This window comes from Candidatus Pelagibacter sp. RS39 (genome assembly GCF_002101315.1).
Taxonomy (GTDB): domain Bacteria; phylum Pseudomonadota; class Alphaproteobacteria; order Pelagibacterales; family Pelagibacteraceae; genus Pelagibacter.
This window is the reverse complement of sequence record NZ_CP020777.1, coordinates 302,382-320,580: the sequence shown is the minus strand read 5'-3', so window position 1 is coordinate 320,580 and position 18,199 is coordinate 302,382. Positions and strand designations below refer to the sequence as shown.

Sequence of the window (18,199 nt, the reverse complement as noted above, 5' to 3'; positions counted from 1 at the left end):
AATCTATTCAAAAATTACTTTTTCTACCAGTATTCCTAAAAGTCTTCCATCAATACTCTCTAACCTAGATTTTGGTGTTAATGGATTAAGAATATTAAAAGTAATTATGTTTGATCCTTTAACAATATATTCTTTTAAATTATCAATATTTATTTCTTTATTATTTGAGTTCAGGTATATATCTCTATATTTCAAACCATTAATAAATATTCTTATTTTTAAGTTGTCCTTTTTTTTATTAGTCAGTACTTTTCTTAAAATAACTTTCATAGAATCTAATTCATAATCTGCTGACTCAAAAATAAGACTTGAATAATAACCCTCTGACCATACTCCAGTATTACCTATAGATCTTCCATAACTGGGATGGGACCATCCAAATCCAAGGATTCCATTTTCATCATTCTGAGATAATCTTATATTTTTTTCTCTTAATGAGTATAATTTAATTAAATTTAGTTGGCTTATATCTTTTTTTAACATCATCTTTTTTTGGTTGGGTAATAATATCCATAATCCATCTCTGAAAAAAATTCCATGTTCAGTATCTCTCAACAAAATTTTTAGATGTCTCAGTTGATCTAGGTTTTCAATAATATAGGCATTATCTTTATTAATTTTTTTATTCATAACATTTTCAATAAATTCTGATCTATATTTTGACGCCGCCTCTCTATTATATCTTCCTAAGCGAAAGTAATTTGTAGAGTAAAAATTATTATTAATTAAAAATTCTGAAATTAATCCAAATGATGTTGATCTATTGGAAATATTAGTTGAAGAAATATTGTTAAAATTTTTCGATATAAATTCCCAAATTGGGTCTTTTAAATTATTATTATAAATCTTTTTTTCCTTTACAAAGTTTTCATGCAAGGGTTTAGAAAAGTCAAAAAACTGAATTATTAAGAATAATGTAATGAAGAATAAGTAATTTTTTTTTTTTATTATGTAAAATTTATAAATTATAAAAATTATAATTATATAATATACTGGCCATATCAATCTACCTGAAGCTCGAATAACGCTCAAAGGGGCATACAAAATATTTGGTAAATTTAAATTTATCAACTCAATTGAACCTAAACTAATATTGTTGCTAATCGCTAATAAAAATAAGAATGAACATAACGTGAAATATTTATAGTTCATTGTGAGTTTTTTTGGATTTTTAAAATTTTTAGTGATTAAATAAATAAGCATACATAGAACACCTAAACCCAAGTACGCAAATCCTTCTTTTTCTCCGGTGCTATTATAAATATCCGGAATTAAAATTGACCACGAAATATCATTAATAGAATAAGAAGGGTCTAATAAACTTAAAAAATTAGTCTTGTAATATCCAAAACCAAAACCAAGGGCATCAGTTGCCGGTATATGAAAATATCCAACTAAATACATTGATATAATTAAAAGCAAAAATATTAATAAATTTTCCCTAAAAAAGTTTTTTGAAAATTTGGTTTTATTATTAAAAAAAGAAAAAAAAATATTCATAAATATCAACATGATAGTAAAATAAAAATGAATTAAAGATGATATAACAATTAAAAAAATTTTTTTTAAAAGTATGTTTTTTTGATTTTGATTAAGATCTAAATATATAATTGCCAATATTAGCCAATGCGCACAAAGAGATAAATGTAAATTTAACCTATAAATCAAAATTGGGGATAATAAGAAAAAAACACTAGAAACTACTGAATATGAATTACTTTTAGTTAGATAATAAATAATCTTGAAACTAAAATAATATTGGAGTGAGAAACATATGAAAATCCATAAAGTAAAATAATGAAAATTATCAGGTAGCAAAAATTTTAAAAACTTAAATACAATTGATAGAATTGGAACAGCTCCAGAAAATACTATAGAATTTGAAAGTTCTCCATAATTTGGGTTTAATCCTAATGGAAACCGCCAAGAATCATTATAAAAAAATTTAAAAGCGAGTAAATCACTCTTCAAATCATAAGAGTTAAACCAATTAGTATTTTCAAAGCCTATATTGGATGGACCAACAAATAATAAAGTTAATGTAATTCCAAATAAAATACTTAATGCAGGATTTAATAATTTGAATTTATTGATCATTCTTATTGATAATTTTAAAAATACAATTAATTTGCAACTTAAAGAGTATGTATAAAAAAGAAATATTTAGAGATCTAGATAAAAAATATAATTCCCATCTCTATTCAGGTTTTTTAGGGATCTTAATGAATTACTGCCACAAAAAACTTGAAAATTTTAAAAAAAAAGAGACTTATGACAAAATATTAGAGGTAGGAGCTGGCAGCGCTCCTCATATCAATTATCTATCACACGATTATAATGAATATCATATTGTTGATACATCAGATTATGCTGACGAAATTTATAAAGATGAAAAAAACTCTAAGATTAAATTCAAAAAATATGATGGACGCAAATTACCCTATGATGATGATTATTTTGATAGGATAATAATTTCACATTGCTTAGAGCATATTTTAAGTCCTGAAGAGTTTATTTTTGAGATGATGAGTAAATTAAAAAAAGGTGGTGTTCTATCAATAGCATTACCAACAGACCCTGGATTTGCATGGCGATTGGGTAGATTGATGATAAGGCTATTTTCAATAAAAAAAACATACAATATTTCAGGTGAAGAGTATGAATATATAAATGCAACAGAGCATATCAACTCTGTTTTTAACTTACGGTCAATAATAAGATTTCATTTTAAAGACTCAATATTTGAGGAATTTCTTCCATTAAAAATTAAATCTCCTGACATAAATTTATTCTATAATGTTCAGATTTACAAAAACTAAAGTTTAAATTTAGATTTTTTACTATCTGTTAAAAAGTTTCTTACAGTATCAAGTGTTAACGAATTATATGATTTTCCAAATTTTTCAATTTTTTCGATTATTTTTGGTGGTATTGTAATTATATGACAACCTAGTTGTTTAGCTTGTAAATAATTATATGGCTCTCTCACACTTGCCCATAAAATTCCTACATTTTTATATGTTTTGGAAATTGAAATACTTTTTTTAAATTCTGGTATAGGATCTTTACCTGTGTCTGCTGCTCTTCCAGCAAAAATTGAAATTATTACTTTTGATTTTTTGTTTAAACATTTTAAAATTTTTTTAGTCTGATGAGCATTATATACAGCTGTAATATTCAATTTAATATTTCTATTATTCAATTCTTTTATAATTTTACCCATGAAAACACCTTTTGAATTAACCACAGGTATTTTAACATAAACATTTTTGCCCCAAGATTTAATAATTAAAGCTTGTCTTTTTATTGAGTTATAATCATCGCCAAAAACTTCAAATGAAATAGGTTTTTTACAAACTTTTAATATTTCTTTAGAATATTTTTGATAATTTTTGGCTCCAGCTAATCTCATAAGACTAGGGTTTGTTGTGAAACCTTTAACAATTTTTTTTTTACTAAACTTCCTAATTTGATTTATATCTGCAATATCACAAAATATTTTTGTAATCATTAAAAATTCGTTATAAGTTTTTAGTAATATCCTCTGTCATTTTTTTTGCATCAGCAAATAACATAAGTGTATTTTCTTTATAAAACAAATCGTTATCAATTCCTGCATATCCTGGGGATAGACTTCTTTTTACAAATAAAACTGATTTGCATTTCTCAACGTCTAAAACTGGCATTCCATAAATCGGGCTTTGAGGATCTGTTTTAGCAACTGGGTTTGTTACGTCATTTGCACCAATTACAAAAGCTACATCTGCATTGGCAAAGTCATTATTAATTTCTTCCAATTCAAAAACTTCATCATATGGGACATTTGCTTCAGCCAATAAAACATTCATATGTCCAGGCATTCTACCTGCAACTGGATGAATTGCATAAGAAACTTTTATGTCATTTTTTTTTAATGTATCGACCATTTCTCTTAAGGCATGTTGAGCTTGTGCTACTGCCATTCCATACCCAGGAACAATGATTACCGATGAAGCATTTTTCATTAAAAATGCAGCATCGTCAGCGTTACCACTTTTGACTGGTCTTTGTTCTTTATTTGCAGAGCTGGAACTACTGTCTGTTGCTCCAAATCCTCCCAATATTACGTTAAAGAATGAACGATTCATACCTTTGCACATTATGTAAGATAATATAGCTCCAGATGAACCTACTAATGCTCCAGTGATTATTAGTGCAGTATTCTCAAGAGTAAATCCGATTCCTGCTGCAGCCCATCCTGAATAAGAATTTAACATTGAAATTACAACTGGCATATCTGCTCCGCCGATTGGAATAATTAGAAGAAATCCAATTAGAAATGAAACCGCTAATAATATCCAAAATAAATTTGAAGATTGAGATGCACACAAAAAGTAAATTAAAATAATTATTGAAATAAGAATTATTGCATTCAGAGGATGTTGGCCTTTAAATACTATAGGTGAGCCAGACATAATTCCTTGAAGTTTTAAAAAAGCGATTATAGACCCAGAAAATGTTATCGCACCAACTGCTGCTCCAATTGACATTTCAATCAAACTTCCAAGTTTAATATCTCCTTTTGTTCCAAGATTAAATGCTTCAGGATTTAGAAAAGCTGAAATCGCAACAAAAACTGCAGCTAAACCAACCAAACTATGAAATCCAGCAACAAGTTCTGGCATTGCGGTCATTGGTATCCTATAGGCTATAAATGCTCCGATTGATCCACCTAACAAAATAAATATTAGGACAAAAATAAAACCTGTTGAAAAATTACCTATAGATAAAAAAGTTACTGTTATTGCAATAATCATTCCTAAAATTCCAAAAAAATTTCCCTGTCTTGAAGTTTCAGGTGAAGACAATCCTCTTAATGCTAATATAAAAAGAACTCCAGAAATTAAATAAAAAATTGCTGATAAATTTGCTGATATCATTATTTTTCCTTTTTCTTTTTTTTATACATTGCTAACATTCTTTGAGTCACAAGAAATCCCCCAAAAATATTTATTGCCGCTAATGCTATGGCCAAAAAACCAAAAATACTTGATGTATTAAATATACTGTCTGGATTTCCAGATAATCCTGCAATTATAGCCCCTACAATAATTACAGATGAAATTGCATTTGTAACTGACATTAAAGGAGTGTGCAGTGATGGGGTTACACTCCAAACAACATAATATCCAACAAATATTGATAGAATAAATATACTCAATCTAAAAATTAAAGGATCTATTTCCATATTATTTAATTAATGTTTTTTCTATTATTTCGTCTTCAAGATTAATATTTATTTTTTTATTTTTTTTATCAAATAAATTATCGACAAAATTAAACATATTTTTTGCATATAAACTAGATGCTGAAATTGGCAATTTATTTAAAATATTACTCTCTCCCATTATTTTTACGCCATTTTTTTCGATAGTTTTGTTAACTTCTGTGAAAGCAGTATTTCCACCTTGTATTGCTGCTAAGTCATAAATTACTGAACCAGGTTGCATATTATTAATCATACTTTCTTTAATTATTAATGGAGCCTTTTTTCCTGGTATTAAAGCTGTACAAATTACAATATCAATCTTTTTTAGAGTTTCAGACAATAGTTGTTCTTGCTTATTTTTAAAATCTGCTGAAGCCTCTTTTGCATAGCCGCCCTCGGTTTCAAGATTTTCTGACCCTTCAACTGTTAAAAATTTTCCACCTAAACTTTCAACTTGTTCTTTAGAAGCCATTCTAACATCTGTTGCAAATACTATTGCCCCCATTCTTTTGGCTGTTGCGATTGCTTGAAGTCCGGCAACTCCAGCTCCTACTACTAAAACTTTAGCAGCAGGAATTGTTCCTGCAGCAGTCATCATCATGGGTATAGCTTTCTCAAAGTTAGCAAAAGACTCTATAACAGCTTTATATCCAGCTAAATTTGCTTGTGATGATAATATATCCATAGATTGAGCTCTTGTGATTCTAGGAAGTAATTCTAAAGAGAAAAGATTAACTTTCTTTTTAGCTAAGCTTTCTAATTTATCTTTATTTTCATAAGGATTTAAAATTCCAATTAATATCTGATTTTCTTTAACTAGTGTGCTTTTATTATCTGGAAGCATTCCTAGCTGAACTATAATGTCTGATGTGTTTATAATTTCTTTTTCATCTTTAGAGATTTTGACACCTAATTTTGAGTATTCATTATCATTAATACCAATGTGATGGCCGTAGTTTTCACTTAAAAAAATTTCAAATCCCAATGAAGTATATTTTTTTATTATATCAGGAGTTATAGATATTCTTTTTTCAATTTTTTGATTTTCTAAAACTGATCCAATTCTCATATAAGAAACTTACAATAAGAAGATTGCCATTAATACTAATACAACTATAACAGCGACAGTTCCCCACAGAACAAATTTAGTAAAATTATTCCATGTATTTTTGTGGCTTTCATTATCCATATAGACTATTTTTGTCTCGCTTTAAATTTTGGATTAGTTTTATTTATAATATAAATTCTGCCTCTTCTTCTGACAAGTTTGGAATTTAAATCTCTTTTTTTTAGGGATTTTAATGAACTTTTAATTTTCATAGCATTTTAATTAAATGCCGGCAACGTCCTACTCTCCCATGTCTTAAGACAAAGTATCATCGGCGCAGAAAGGCTTGACTTCCGAGTTCGGAATGGTGTCGGGTATAACTCTTTCGCAATAATTACCGGCAGAAGTCTTATACATAAAATAAGTTTAATGTAAACAATTTAAGTCTTCATTTTTTACTATTAACAATGATTTTAATGTAATTTTTAAGGCTAATTTTACCAAAAATTTTATAAACTTTATTAGACAAATTCATATTTGTTAAAGCAGAGGCATATCTCTCACCTTTTCTAGGAGCTAAAAATTTTATCTTAGTTTTGAACATTCTAGCTACTTCTAAAACTGTGTAACTTTTTTTTGTTGAAATACTATAGTGTCTACATTTATTTTTTTTCCATGCATAAAAACATGCATCTACTGTATCATCAATATGTGTAAATCTTCTAGATTGATTGCCAGGTTTTACAACAGTTAAAGGCTTTTTATTTTTATATTGATTTTCAAAAATACCAATTACTGTAGCCATAGGTCCAACAGATATTTGTTTTGGTCCATAAACATTATAAAAATATAAAATCTCGTATTTAAAGTTAAACCAATTTTTCAAATTCTCTAACATTTCCAGATTTTTAGCTTTTGTGAAAGCATATGGTGACAAGTTTTTATCTTTTCCTTTATTGCCTATCGTTGCAGAAGTAGCTGAGTAAACTAATTTAATTTTATTGGATAAGCAAAAATTGAAAACAGCATGTGTACCAATTGAGTTTGACATAATACATTCATCCATCTTTAAGAAACTTTGATATATCCTTGAAAATTCACCAAAGTGGAAAATTGTATGTATTTTTGTTTTATATTTGTTGAGAATCTTTGAAATGTTTGATGATGAGTCCTTAATATATAGTACTCGTTTATTTTTGATATGATTTTTAACTGTCCCAGAACTATAATTATCAATGCTTATAATTTTGCATTGTGTATTCCTTAAAAATTTTTCTATTAAATTTGCACCAACAAAACCAGCTCCACCAGTTACAACAATAATTTTTTTAGTCATTGTTTAAATTTAATTTTTTTATTAAATCTTTATCTAAAACAATATAAAATTTTTTTCCATCAATATTTCTTTTTTTTTCTGCTTTTAAAAATAATTCATTAAAATGGTTAGAATTGTTATTAATAAAATAATGAGCATTAATCAGAGGATTATAGTTATATTTTTTAGTCTCTTTAAAAATTCTATCGATGTTTTTAAATAAAAAGATAGAGAAAGATAAGAAAATTAAAAAAGTAATCTTTTTTTTTAGATTAGAGGTCAAATTAAGTTTACTCTCAATAAATATACTCAGAGGAATAAAAATAGACAATCCAATAAGTGTAAAACCGCCATATCTTAAAGCTGGATGATTTAAAAACCATTCAAGCAGTAAAAGTACAATTGCAGAATAAAATAAATAAATATTGTTTTTTTTTAATCTTTTCTTTTTAAATTTGACTAAAAAAAATGAGGAAATCATTACAATCAAAAATAAAGATAATAAAAAATCTGAAATTTTATTAAAAAAATGATTATGTAGCCAATTAGGAAACCAATTTAATCCAGATAAATAATACTCAACATCATCTACTCGGTAAGTTGGACTTGCACCTGCTTTAGACCAAAGTTCATACCAGGTTTTCATTTCTATAACCTCTTTTTTTGGTATAGACCAAGAAAATGACTCGATACAGGTAAAACTGGCAGGATAAATTAAGCAACCAGTATTTGAAAAAATAGTAAATATAAAAATTGTAACCCCAATTAAAAAATAGTAGCTCACCCGCTCAAAAAAGATTTTTCTATAATAAGTTTTTTCAAATAAAATTTTTCTATATTCAAAAAATAGGATTAGTATAAAGATCGTGTAAATTAGATAAAAGCTTTTTAGTGAGACTATTAGAAGGACAGTAATTAGTATTTTTTGATAATAATGTTTAAAATTTATCTTACTTAGTTTTCTATTTGTTCCCTCAAGATAGTGAATGGCTAAAATAAAAATAAGAATTAATGCCGATCTATCAGTCCCATGTTCAGCTATTCTGTAAAAAATTGTATTAATAAATAATAAAGAAAATAGAGATAATACTAATATAAAATTGTATCTTTTATTTTTTAATTGATTAAATATTTTTTGAATCAGAAATATATTTGAAAAAATTAAGAAAAATATAGCACCACTATTAATCAAAGATTTTTCCAAAATCGGAAGATAAAATAAAGAATTAAAATAAAATATTGAAGATGGAGTACGAAATCCATGTTCTAAATTACCTACACCAAATATTTTTTTCAATTCAATTAATGAAATTGTGTATGGGAAATGATAGTAAAAAAAATCATCATGTGTTTTGTGCATCAGAATTCCGATGAACAAAACAGATGAGATTAATATAATTATTTTAATTTTTTTTCTGAATAATTTTTTTTTTGATATAAAAAAGCAAGCAAATAAGCCTATTAGCAAAAAAATAGAATTGTGAATAAACCCGTGAGAAACAAATAAATTAGTAATATATGATAAAATTGTCATTAATAAAATTCCACTTAAACCTAATTCTCCAAGAGAGAGTCTGATAGATAAAAGTTTAGAGGATAAGTATCCAAAACCAATAATCGAAAACAAGATAATCAAATAACCAAAGTAAAGTATAGGTAAGTTTATCATTTAAAATTTAATTATATTCCATCAATCTAAAAAGAAACTTGGATTACGATCATTTTTCTTAACAGATTTTTTTTTAGTCCCATAATAAGCAAATAAATATCAATGACTTTTACCTCAAATAAACTTTGTTGTAAAAATTAAAAATCAATATAAGAATAATTAGAATCTCTAACAATGATATCAAAAAAATTAGATATAAAAGATAACTTTATAATTATTCTATTTGCTACACTTCCTATAGCTATTATTATTGGTAATTTTTTTATAAATTTTTATTTACTAAGTATTTTTATATTATTTATTTTTAATGTTTTGCGAACTAAAAATTTTACTTGGTTGAAGAATAAAAACTTTATAATACTTTCAATATTGTATTTATATCTCTGTTTAAATTCATTTGTTAATTACTACATCAATCAATCATTCGGCTACGATGGAATTTTAAGATCTTTATTATTTTTAAAATTTTTAATATTATTCCCAGCTATTCCTCTACTATTAAATAAAAAAGAAATTTTAGATAAAATTTTTAAATTCTGGCTATTTATAATTTTCATAATCATAATAGATATTTTTTTTGAGAAGTTCACTGGATCAAACATGTTGGGTTTCAAAAGTCTAGACGGAACCAGAATTACTAGTTTCTTCTATGACGAAAATGTAGTTGGAACTTTTCTTTTTAGTTTTGGCTTTATAACGACAATTTTTTTTTTTCAAAATAAACTTACTAAAAAATATAAGATTATTTTAAATTCAATACTAATCCTTGTTTTTTTTAGTATTCTTATCACAGGGGAAAGATCAGCTTTTTTAAAGTCAACTATTCTTTTTCTTTTAATTTTTTATTTTATAGATGAAAGAAAATTGATATTAAGAAAGTTTCATTTGCTTATATTAACAATCCTCCTTGCAACATCTTTATTTTTTATTTTTCCAACTGTTCTAATGAAACAAACAGAATTCTTTTACAGAATTCTTAACGTTGAAAAACCGAAAACCTTTTTTCAACGATTTGAAAACATTAAGTACTTTGCTCATTATGACACTGCTATTGAGATTTTTAAAAATAATAAATTGAATGGTGTTGGAAATAAAAACTTTAGATTTGAGTGTTATGATAAAAGATATTTTAAAGAAAATCTAAAGTTTACACATCAAAGATGTACAACTCATCCTCATCAAATACATTTTGAATTATTGTCAGAACAAGGCTTGTTAGGTTACTTTATCTTTTTTTTATTTTTATACAGCTTTTTTAAAAAAAAATTATTTAATGATTTTAAAGAAAAAAATATTTTTAAAAATATAATAAACTTTTATTTAATCATTTTTTTAATTCCAATTTTGCCAAGTGGTAGTTTATTTTCAACTTTTAATGGTTTCTTATTTTGGTTTTTTTTAGGATTAGCGAATCTAAAAAAAACAAACTAGCGAATTTTATTTTTTAATATAAAATAAATAGAGTTATAAAAAATAACGTTTAGAATTATAATTGTTACTAAAATTTTTGTTTGTGAAACATTAACAAGCGCAATATAAAAAATAATGAGATTATAAGTGTTAATTAAAATTCCTGTTAAAGAACTAATAACCCAACTGTTAAATTTCATTTTTTTTGTGAAAAAAATAAATAAAAGTTGATGGAGGTGCCTGTTATCTGGGCTGGTAATTTGATATTTTTTAATTTTTTTTCTAATCATTGAAAATAAGCATTCGTACGCTGGGTACCATAATAAACATGCAATAAAATAAGGTGAAATAATCAAATCTAAGTTCGATAATAGAATTAAGTAATACCCAACAATTAATGATATTGCGTAAGAACCACCATCTCCACAAAAGAATTTCTCAAAAAAATTAAAAACGAATAAAGTTAAAAGAACAGAAAAAATAATTTTAAGATTCTGCGTTTCAAAATTTAGGTTGTAATTGTTAACTAAAATAAGGATTATCAAAATAACAGATAAAAAATATCCGATTAATAAAGTATTTACTCCATCTATAAAATTTGAGCCATTAATTAAAATTAATAAACAAAACACCACAAAAAAGTATTTAAATAATTCAAACGTAAGCAAATGATCAAAAAAAGGAATTCTTATAGAGGATATAAAAATTTTATTCAAAAAAACTAAAGCAAGTACTGCGGATATTTGTAAAAAAAAACGCTTATAAGGTGATTTAAGCGTGTTTAAGTCTGATAAAATTCCAACAAAAAAAATTAAAAATATTACATAGCTAAAATTATTTTCAAATTGTAAAAATGATAGTGCACTTATAGTAAAAATCAAACCACCACTAATAGGTACTAAATTTTTGCTCACAAATGATTTGTGTGGAAAGAACTTTTTATCTATTAAAAAATTTTTTTTAAGTAAAATATAATTAATAATAAGACATAAAAAAAATGAGATTAAAATTACATTAATCTCTAGCATATACTAAATTTCGAATTTTTTTTTAGCTTCAATTAAGTCGCTTTCTATCATATCTTTAACTAAATTTTTAAAAGAGTACTTAGGTTTAAATTTTAACACTCTGAAAGCCTTTCTTGCATCACCTCTTAAATATTCAACTTCATTAGGTCTAAAATAATTTTTATCTATCTTAATGATTATCTCTTTTTTTGATCCTTTCTTTAAATATCCAACTTCTTTTAATCCTTTACCTTGCCAATATATTTTAAGTTTTAGATAATTTGAGGCAATTTCCACAAATTGTCTTACCGAAAATGCTTGGCCTGTAGCAACTACAAAATCATCAGGTTTCTTTTGTTGTAAAATTCTCCACTGCATCTCTGTATAATCCTTTGCATGTCCCCAATCTCTTTTTGCATTAAGATTGCCTAAATACAGTATTTCTTTACTTCCTAATTTTTTTCTTGCTAAAAATCTTGTAATTTTTCTAGTAACAAAAGTTTCTCCTCTTCTTGGGCTTTCGTGATTAAATAAAATTCCATTACAAGCAAAAATCCCGTAAGACTCTCTATAGACTGAAGTAATCCAATATGAATAAAGTTTTGCTACTCCGTAAGGTGACTTTGGATGAAATTTAGATTTTTCACTGAATATATTCTTACCGTAAGTCTCACCGAAAAGTTCTGAGGTACTAGCTTGATAAAATTTTATGTCTTTAATTTTTAAAAATCTAATAGCTTCTAACAATCTTAATGTTCCAATTCCAGAAACTTCTGATGTATATTCAGGATTATCAAAAGATACACCAACATGACTTTGTGCTCCTAAGTTATATATTTCGTTTGGCCTTATTTTGTGAATTATATTATAAACACTATTGGTATCTGTAAGATCTCCATAATGTAAAAAAAAATTTGTCTTGCTGTGTGGATCTACATAAATATGATCTATTCTTTTTGTATTGAATGTTGATGATTTTCTTATTAATCCGTGGACTATATAATTTTTTTTTAATAAAAGTTCAGCTAGATAAGAACCATCTTGTCCTGTAATTCCAGTTATCAATGCTATTTTTTTCATTTTTTAAATATAAATAACTTTAATATAGAAATTAAAATTAGAAAGCCATCCTTTAGCTCATTTACTTTCTTTTTTCCACTAATTCTTGGTCTTTCATAAGATGGAAAATCAAAAACTCTAAAAGATTTAAATTTTGCCTTCACTGGCAGTTCAACACAAAACGAAAAATCATTATTAGTCAAAGCTAAATCTTTAAAAGCATTAGTTTTTCCCATCACATAGGTATAAAGAACATCTGAAATATTTAATCTAAATAGGATCTTGCATAATGAGGTAAAAAAGTAATTACCCAAAAATGTTAATATTGTATCATCATCACTTCCGCCAGGTTTTCTATATCTAGTGCTAAATACAAATTCATAATTATCTTCATTTTTACTCAACATTTCATTTAAATATTTTGGATCAAAAGAACCATCGGCGTTAAAAATACAAGAATATTCAGTTGAAGAATGATTTAAACCCTCAATAAGAGCATTTCCAAAACCCTCTCCTTTTTGTATCAAAACTACACAATCTGTGCCCTCTAATACCTTTTGAGTCTCCACATCATATTTTGGAACTACAACAATTTTTTTACAATTTAGATTTAGATCTTTGATCTCTTTTAAAACAGTTGGAAGAGTAGTGGCTTCAAATTTTGCTGGTATTACTAAAGTTAGTTTTTCCATTAAATTCTAAAATATATAATAGTTTTTTTAATCAAAGCATAAAAACTTAATCTTAATACACAAAAAATTGAAAACAAAAAACTAAAATTTAGATGATTTCTATATAATTTTAATGCATCTCCTATTTTTCGAAAATTTGAAGATGATAGAGAGTTTTTCAAATATCTCCAACTTACAAGGTTTTGATTTATGCTTTTAAAGTTTTTTAATTGTCTAATCAATTTTATCCATAATAAATAATCTTCTTTTGTTTTTAAACTGCAAAAAAGATTATTTTTAGTTAGCGATTGAGAAATCATAACAGTTGATAATCCTATATCACAACTTTTTATCAATTCATTATATGAAATATTTTTTGGAACTTTTAAGTTACCAATTTTTTTTGATTTATAATCAATGATTAAGTAATTTGTGTGAGAAAATAGTAAATTTTCATTTTTCATGAAGTTTAATTGTATTTTAAGTTTATCTTTATCCCATAAATCATCAGCATCACAAAAAGCGATATATTCACCTTTTGAAATTTTAATACCTTTATTTCTTGATAATCCAGCACCAATGATTTTGTTATTAATAATTAGTTTTTTTTTAAACTTAAAATTTCCTATAATTTTCTTTACATAATCTAATTCTGATCTATCAGTATCATCATAAATAATTATTACTTCAAAATTTTTATAAGATTGATTGTTTATGGACTCAATTGTTTCTTTAAAAAAATTTCTTTTTTTGTGATAAGGTATAATTATTGATATGAAATTTTTTTTTACCATTCTAGATAAACTCGTGACAAATAGATATTTTGTTTGGATATTTACAACTCTATTTGTAGTTACATTATTAATAAGTTTTTTCTTAAAAATCAATTTATCAAATATTCTTGGAGCATTCGCTTATAATTCATATTTACTTGATTATGATATTCAAACAAAAACCGGGGGAGTTGTAAGTGATTTAGTAACTCATTGGAAATACATAGTTTTCTTAAAAAAAGACCTAAACAATCTTTTTATTTTAACAATGGGTGAGGATGTTAATTTGATAAATTTTCCTCTACACCATTTAATATTTTCACAGTTAAATTTTATCAATTCCATTAATACTTATTTAGTCTCTGTATTAATAATTTCATTTTTACTTCCTTTGATTTTATATCATGTGCTGAAAAAACGTTTTGAGAATTTTGATAAATCAATAATTTTAGTTTTATCTTCACTAATATTTATTTTACCAGTTTTTCAATACTCTGCAATTTGGGGTAATAACCATAATACCGCTCTAATATTTTTTTCTTTAGGAATATTGTTTTTTAATTCTTTTGTAAAAAAAAATTTTAGAGAAAATACAAAATTAGTATTTTCTATCATATTTTTTACTTTAGCCTGTTACACAAAACAGTTTTATGTCTTCTTTTTTATTTTTCTATTAATTCATTTAATAAACAAGATAAGTTTAAAAAAATTTATTTTTATATCTTTATTTATAATTTTGTGTGCAATTCCGGGTTTATACTTTTTAATTTTAAATCCTATTTTATTATTCGGATTGAGACAAAACACAACAAACTTTAACTCTTCGATTTTAGTCAGTGCTTCAATGATCTTATTTTTTTTAATTCCATTTATAATTCAAACAATTGTCAATAAGTATGATCACTATAAATTTAAATTATTTTACCTTTTTGATAAAAAAATTTTTATTATAAGTATCATTATAACTCTTTTGTGTAGTTTGAACTTTGTATATAACGGAAATATCGGTGGTGGAATTATTTTAAAGCTATCTTATTTTTTATTTGATAATCCATATTTAGTTATTCCTGCCTCTTTTTTTGGGATTTACTTTCTTCTATATTTTAGTCAAAACACATTATCAAATTATATACTTGTTGCTTTATTGTTAACTACTTTTAGTTCAGGTTTTTTTATTTTTCAAAAATATTTTGAACCAATGTTCTACATTATTTTTTTAAACTTTTTTGATAAGTATAAGATTTTGCAATCAATTGAAAAAAATAATTACATCATTTTTTTTTATTTTATATTTTATTATGTTGGCTCAAATTATATATATTTTTTAGGCTTATAATTAAATAATCCTACAAATCTTCCTAGGGCTCTTAGAAATAAAAAACAGGCTCTTAAATAATTTTTACGAGATGGAATAAGTAGAAAAAATAATGATATACTTGTTAGATAAAGAATCTTCATAAGAATAATCAACAAACTAATTTTCCCATAAATTTTTTTATCAATCAAATTTCCTGAGTATCCGTATCTAAAATTTCTCCTAAAAAACCATTTTTTTTTTTCTCTTTTAAGATCAAAATTTTCAGTAGTAAATGACTCAGTATTCCACTTTATGATAAATTTTTTTTTATTTAATTCACTAAAAAATAATTGATCACTTCCACCTACCCGTGCAAATTTTTTGTCAAAAAAAACGTTTTGGTTTCTAAAAACTTTATTTGAAAAAAAACAATTATTTGTTGCTACCCACCTTACTAATTGACCGTGATAACGCACAGGTTCCAAAACATCATAATAATTTTTGAAAATTTTATTTTTAATATCATGGTATTGAGGTCCACCAGCTATGTCACAATTATTTTGATTAATAAACTTAATCATATTTAAAAGCCAATTTTTATTGATTGTGCAATCATCATCTATAAACCCTGCATATTGAACGTTTTTATTCTTTAAAAATTTTAAGAAGACGTTTCGAGATTCTGGAATATTATCTTTTACAGATTTAAGTATTAAATAATCTTTATCAACTAAAAAATTTTTAAGTAAATTTTTTGTTTTGTAAATTTTCGGACTCATAACAAATACGATTTTAAAATTGCAATTTCCGGGTATTTTTAATTTGTTAAATGATTTTAGATGAGAGCCTAAAAATTTTAAATTTTTTTTACTTAAAAGAGAACAAATATAGATATTCATTTAATAATTTTCTTAAAATTTTTTAAAATTCTTAAAATAAAAATAAAATAAACCTGAAAAATATTCTGACCATTGTTGAGTCTTATTTTATTGCATTCGATTAGATAATCTAAAAAATTTATTCTTGAAGAAAGACCTCCCCGTCTAAATCTTCCAAAAATCTCACTTTTTTTGGTAGATAATCCCTTTAACTTAAATCTTTTTATCATCCTCAAAAATAAATCATAATCTGCAGAATAATTATATTTTAAATCATAAAGTCCCACTTTTAATTGAGATTTTTTTTTTATGAAAAAACCAACCGAATGAGTAGTATAGAATCCAAAGCTCCAATTAATAATATTTGGATTATAACCAGATAAAAGTTTGTGCTTATAAACACTACCAAATAAAAAATCTAAATCTCTATATTTATTAAAGTAATTATTAACTATTTTTAATGTATTCTTAAAATAAATATCATCTGAATTTAAAATCCCAATGATGTCACCAGATGATTTTTTAATGCCAACGTTCATTGCGTGATATAGACCTTTGTCATTAAGATTTTTTACAAACTTCACACTCTTTTTATGTGAGTTAATAATTTGGATTGTCTTATCTTTTGAATTTCCATCAACAATTATATGCTCAAAGTTTCTATATTTTTGAGATTTAACACTTAAAATATTTTGAGTTAAAAATTTTTCAGAGTTTTTAGTTACAGTTATTATTGATATTTTATAATTTTTCATACTCCTTCAAAATTAATTTTGAATATTTTTTTGAATTTATTATGGGATCAAATCTTTTTAAATATTTTTTTGCTTTTAAAGATTTTACTTTCAAAATTTTTTTATTTTTCGAAAAATTGAATAATTTATTAGCTAAAATAGAATAATTACCAACTGGAAATAATTCTCCTAGTCTACCGCTCATCAATATTTCATTAGGGCCTGTTGGACAATTACTTGAAATAATTGGTACACCATATTTTTGAGACTCGATAAGAACATTTGGAAGTCCTTCAAATTTTGAAGACAATACAAAAATATCACTTTTTGAAATATATTGTTCTGCGTAATATTTAAAACCAACTAGTTTGATGTTTTTCTCTAAATTCAAACTTTTAATTTTGCTGACCAATTTACTTTTAAATGAGCCTCTTCCAATTATACCGCACCTAAAATTTATATTTTTTCTTTTCAAAATATCTAAACCTTTAATGAGTGTTAATTGATCTTTTTGATCAGTTAATCTTCCAATATTTAATATTTTTAATCCCCTAAATTTTTTAAAAAATTCTAGTTCTTTATTTTTTTTCTCATATGTATTTAAATTATAAATTAAATGAGATTTTAAATTTACTTCATTTAATTCTTTTTGAAAAAATTTTGAGTTTACAATTATAACATCAGAAAATGAATAAAAAAATTTGAAAATAATTCTTTTAAAAAAATTTTTTAAATATTTTTTTAGACTTGTATTAAGTCTTATTATTATTTTAAATCCTAAAATTTTAGCAATTATTATTGAAGTCAAGTTTGATTGAAAAGATAAGATTACAGCCCTAGAAGACCAAAAATTTTTAATCAATAAGAAAATACAAATTAAATTTTTCACTATTCGATTTTTTTTGCTCCAATAACCAGAATTAGGACAAACATATTTTATATCTTTAGAATTACTTATTTTTTTATTTGCAGTAATAATATAAATTTTACCAACTTGTTTAGGTAAATATTTAATTAATAAGTAAAGATTTTTCTCAACACCACCACCTTCAATTGAGGGGATATAAAAAATTATTTTTTTTTTCAAATT

At 24.8% G+C, this 18,199-nt stretch carries 19 protein-coding genes and 1 rRNA gene; 3 read left to right on the top strand and 17 right to left on the bottom strand.

The window, feature by feature from the left end; translation table 11 throughout:
- Positions 1 to 3: 3 nt before the first annotated feature.
- Positions 4 to 2,097, bottom strand: coding sequence for a DUF6311 domain-containing protein (locus B5L73_RS01725; RefSeq protein ID WP_085147173.1), 2,094 nt, complete (start codon positions 2,095 to 2,097; stop codon positions 4 to 6).
- Positions 2,098 to 2,144: 47 nt separating this feature from the next.
- On the opposite strand from B5L73_RS01725, the gene B5L73_RS01720 reads away from it, so the two are divergent.
- Positions 2,145 to 2,819, top strand: coding sequence for a class I SAM-dependent methyltransferase (locus B5L73_RS01720; protein ID WP_085147171.1), 675 nt, complete (start codon positions 2,145 to 2,147; stop codon positions 2,817 to 2,819).
- Here B5L73_RS01720 and B5L73_RS01715 read toward each other — a convergent pair.
- From B5L73_RS01715 to B5L73_RS01675, 9 genes are all read right to left on the bottom strand, one after another.
- Positions 2,816 to 3,511 (bottom strand): transaldolase family protein, encoded by a 696-nt coding sequence (locus B5L73_RS01715; protein WP_085147169.1) that lies wholly within the window; start codon positions 3,509 to 3,511, stop codon positions 2,816 to 2,818. The two genes, B5L73_RS01720 and B5L73_RS01715, sit on opposite strands and share 4 nt — an antisense overlap.
- Before the next feature lie 10 nt (positions 3,512 to 3,521).
- On the bottom strand, positions 3,522 to 4,919 hold the full coding sequence (locus tag B5L73_RS01710) for an NAD(P)(+) transhydrogenase (Re/Si-specific) subunit beta (RefSeq protein ID WP_232309672.1): 1,398 nt from the start codon (positions 4,917 to 4,919) through the stop codon (positions 3,522 to 3,524).
- Complete coding sequence (locus B5L73_RS01705; RefSeq protein ID WP_085147167.1) at positions 4,919 to 5,227, bottom strand: proton-translocating transhydrogenase family protein; 309 nt, start codon at positions 5,225 to 5,227, stop codon at positions 4,919 to 4,921. The genes B5L73_RS01710 and B5L73_RS01705 overlap by 1 nt, the downstream gene beginning before the upstream one ends.
- 1 nt (position 5,228) lies before the next feature.
- Positions 5,229 to 6,317 (bottom strand): NAD(P) transhydrogenase subunit alpha, encoded by a 1,089-nt coding sequence (locus B5L73_RS01700; protein WP_085147165.1) that lies wholly within the window; start codon positions 6,315 to 6,317, stop codon positions 5,229 to 5,231.
- A gap of 9 nt (positions 6,318 to 6,326) precedes the next feature.
- Positions 6,327 to 6,437: an aa3-type cytochrome c oxidase subunit IV gene (locus tag B5L73_RS01695; RefSeq protein ID WP_085147163.1), complete on the bottom strand. Its 111-nt coding sequence runs from the start codon at positions 6,435 to 6,437 to the stop codon at positions 6,327 to 6,329.
- 5 nt (positions 6,438 to 6,442) lie between these two features.
- The gene (gene ykgO, locus B5L73_RS01690; RefSeq protein WP_085147161.1) at positions 6,443 to 6,568 is read right to left on the bottom strand and encodes a type B 50S ribosomal protein L36; all 126 of its coding nucleotides are present in this window, start codon (positions 6,566 to 6,568) and stop codon (positions 6,443 to 6,445) included.
- A gap of 15 nt (positions 6,569 to 6,583) precedes the next feature.
- Positions 6,584 to 6,698, bottom strand: a 5S ribosomal RNA gene (gene rrf / locus B5L73_RS01685).
- A gap of 46 nt (positions 6,699 to 6,744) precedes the next feature.
- Positions 6,745 to 7,632: an NAD-dependent epimerase/dehydratase family protein gene (locus tag B5L73_RS01680; RefSeq protein ID WP_085147157.1), complete on the bottom strand. Its 888-nt coding sequence runs from the start codon at positions 7,630 to 7,632 to the stop codon at positions 6,745 to 6,747.
- A complete protein-coding gene (locus B5L73_RS01675) occupies positions 7,625 to 9,280 on the bottom strand; it encodes an LIC_10190 family membrane protein (RefSeq protein ID WP_085147155.1) in 1,656 nt (551 codons plus the stop codon). The genes B5L73_RS01680 and B5L73_RS01675 overlap by 8 nt, the downstream gene beginning before the upstream one ends.
- Before the next feature lie 174 nt (positions 9,281 to 9,454).
- Between B5L73_RS01675 and B5L73_RS01670 the strand changes: the two genes are divergently transcribed.
- Positions 9,455 to 10,711 carry an O-antigen ligase family protein gene (locus B5L73_RS01670; protein WP_085147153.1) on the top strand — a complete coding sequence of 419 codons (1,257 nt, stop codon included), beginning with the start codon at positions 9,455 to 9,457 and terminating at the stop codon, positions 10,709 to 10,711.
- On the opposite strand, the gene B5L73_RS01665 is transcribed toward B5L73_RS01670, so the two are convergent.
- Genes B5L73_RS01665 through B5L73_RS01650 form a run of 4 tightly spaced genes read right to left on the bottom strand, consistent with a single transcriptional unit; the run spans position 10,708 to position 14,221 of the window.
- Positions 10,708 to 11,718: a hypothetical protein gene (locus B5L73_RS01665; RefSeq protein WP_085147151.1), complete on the bottom strand. Its 1,011-nt coding sequence runs from the start codon at positions 11,716 to 11,718 to the stop codon at positions 10,708 to 10,710. The genes B5L73_RS01670 and B5L73_RS01665 overlap by 4 nt on opposite strands.
- Before the next feature lie 3 nt (positions 11,719 to 11,721).
- Positions 11,722 to 12,777 carry a GDP-mannose 4,6-dehydratase gene (gmd, locus tag B5L73_RS01660; RefSeq protein ID WP_085147149.1) on the bottom strand — a complete coding sequence of 352 codons (1,056 nt, stop codon included), beginning with the start codon at positions 12,775 to 12,777 and terminating at the stop codon, positions 11,722 to 11,724.
- Positions 12,774 to 13,448: a glycosyltransferase family 2 protein gene (locus B5L73_RS01655; protein ID WP_085147147.1), complete on the bottom strand. Its 675-nt coding sequence runs from the start codon at positions 13,446 to 13,448 to the stop codon at positions 12,774 to 12,776. The genes gmd and B5L73_RS01655 overlap by 4 nt, the downstream gene beginning before the upstream one ends.
- Entirely contained in the window at positions 13,448 to 14,221 is a 774-nt protein-coding gene (locus B5L73_RS01650; protein ID WP_085147146.1) for a glycosyltransferase, read from the bottom strand. The genes B5L73_RS01655 and B5L73_RS01650 overlap by 1 nt, the downstream gene beginning before the upstream one ends.
- Between B5L73_RS01650 and B5L73_RS01645 the strand changes: the two genes are divergently transcribed.
- Positions 14,202 to 15,536: a hypothetical protein gene (locus B5L73_RS01645; protein ID WP_085147144.1), complete on the top strand. Its 1,335-nt coding sequence runs from the start codon at positions 14,202 to 14,204 to the stop codon at positions 15,534 to 15,536. The two genes, B5L73_RS01650 and B5L73_RS01645, sit on opposite strands and share 20 nt — an antisense overlap.
- Here B5L73_RS01645 and B5L73_RS01640 read toward each other — a convergent pair.
- From B5L73_RS01640 to B5L73_RS01630, 3 genes are read right to left on the bottom strand one after another with little or no spacing between them, the layout of a single operon-like run.
- Positions 15,512 to 16,396, bottom strand: coding sequence for a glycosyltransferase (locus B5L73_RS01640; RefSeq protein WP_085147143.1), 885 nt, complete (start codon positions 16,394 to 16,396; stop codon positions 15,512 to 15,514). The genes B5L73_RS01645 and B5L73_RS01640 overlap by 25 nt on opposite strands.
- On the bottom strand, positions 16,393 to 17,130 hold the full coding sequence (locus B5L73_RS01635) for a glycosyltransferase (RefSeq protein ID WP_085147141.1): 738 nt from the start codon (positions 17,128 to 17,130) through the stop codon (positions 16,393 to 16,395). Before B5L73_RS01635 ends, B5L73_RS01640 begins: the two co-directional genes overlap by 4 nt.
- Entirely contained in the window at positions 17,117 to 18,196 is a 1,080-nt protein-coding gene (locus tag B5L73_RS01630) for a glycosyltransferase (protein WP_198150121.1), read from the bottom strand. The genes B5L73_RS01635 and B5L73_RS01630 overlap by 14 nt, the downstream gene beginning before the upstream one ends.
- Positions 18,197 to 18,199: the final 3 nt, after the last annotated feature.

Excerpts from the sequence above, each read along its gene's own strand:
- B5L73_RS01725 (WP_085147173.1), bottom strand. The coding sequence starts at position 2,097 with ATGATCAATAAATTCAAATTATTAAATCCTGCATTAAGTATTTTATTT.
- B5L73_RS01720 (WP_085147171.1), top strand. The coding sequence starts at position 2,145 with ATGTATAAAAAAGAAATATTTAGAGATCTAGATAAAAAATATAATTCC.
- B5L73_RS01715 (WP_085147169.1), bottom strand. The coding sequence starts at position 3,511 with ATGATTACAAAAATATTTTGTGATATTGCAGATATAAATCAAATTAGG.
- B5L73_RS01710 (WP_232309672.1), bottom strand. The coding sequence starts at position 4,919 with ATGATATCAGCAAATTTATCAGCAATTTTTTATTTAATTTCTGGAGTT.
- B5L73_RS01705 (WP_085147167.1), bottom strand. The coding sequence starts at position 5,227 with ATGGAAATAGATCCTTTAATTTTTAGATTGAGTATATTTATTCTATCA.
- B5L73_RS01700 (WP_085147165.1), bottom strand. The coding sequence starts at position 6,317 with ATGAGAATTGGATCAGTTTTAGAAAATCAAAAAATTGAAAAAAGAATA.
- B5L73_RS01695 (WP_085147163.1), bottom strand. The coding sequence starts at position 6,437 with ATGGATAATGAAAGCCACAAAAATACATGGAATAATTTTACTAAATTT.
- ykgO (WP_085147161.1), bottom strand. The coding sequence starts at position 6,568 with ATGAAAATTAAAAGTTCATTAAAATCCCTAAAAAAAAGAGATTTAAAT.
- B5L73_RS01680 (WP_085147157.1), bottom strand. The coding sequence starts at position 7,632 with ATGACTAAAAAAATTATTGTTGTAACTGGTGGAGCTGGTTTTGTTGGT.
- B5L73_RS01675 (WP_085147155.1), bottom strand. The coding sequence starts at position 9,280 with ATGATAAACTTACCTATACTTTACTTTGGTTATTTGATTATCTTGTTT.
- B5L73_RS01670 (WP_085147153.1), top strand. The coding sequence starts at position 9,455 with ATGATATCAAAAAAATTAGATATAAAAGATAACTTTATAATTATTCTA.
- B5L73_RS01665 (WP_085147151.1), bottom strand. The coding sequence starts at position 11,718 with ATGCTAGAGATTAATGTAATTTTAATCTCATTTTTTTTATGTCTTATT.
- gmd (WP_085147149.1), bottom strand. The coding sequence starts at position 12,777 with ATGAAAAAAATAGCATTGATAACTGGAATTACAGGACAAGATGGTTCT.
- B5L73_RS01655 (WP_085147147.1), bottom strand. The coding sequence starts at position 13,448 with ATGGAAAAACTAACTTTAGTAATACCAGCAAAATTTGAAGCCACTACT.
- B5L73_RS01645 (WP_085147144.1), top strand. The coding sequence starts at position 14,202 with ATGAAATTTTTTTTTACCATTCTAGATAAACTCGTGACAAATAGATAT.
- B5L73_RS01650 (WP_085147146.1), bottom strand. The coding sequence starts at position 14,221 with ATGGTAAAAAAAAATTTCATATCAATAATTATACCTTATCACAAAAAA.
- B5L73_RS01640 (WP_085147143.1), bottom strand. The coding sequence starts at position 16,396 with ATGAATATCTATATTTGTTCTCTTTTAAGTAAAAAAAATTTAAAATTT.
- B5L73_RS01635 (WP_085147141.1), bottom strand. The coding sequence starts at position 17,130 with ATGAAAAATTATAAAATATCAATAATAACTGTAACTAAAAACTCTGAA.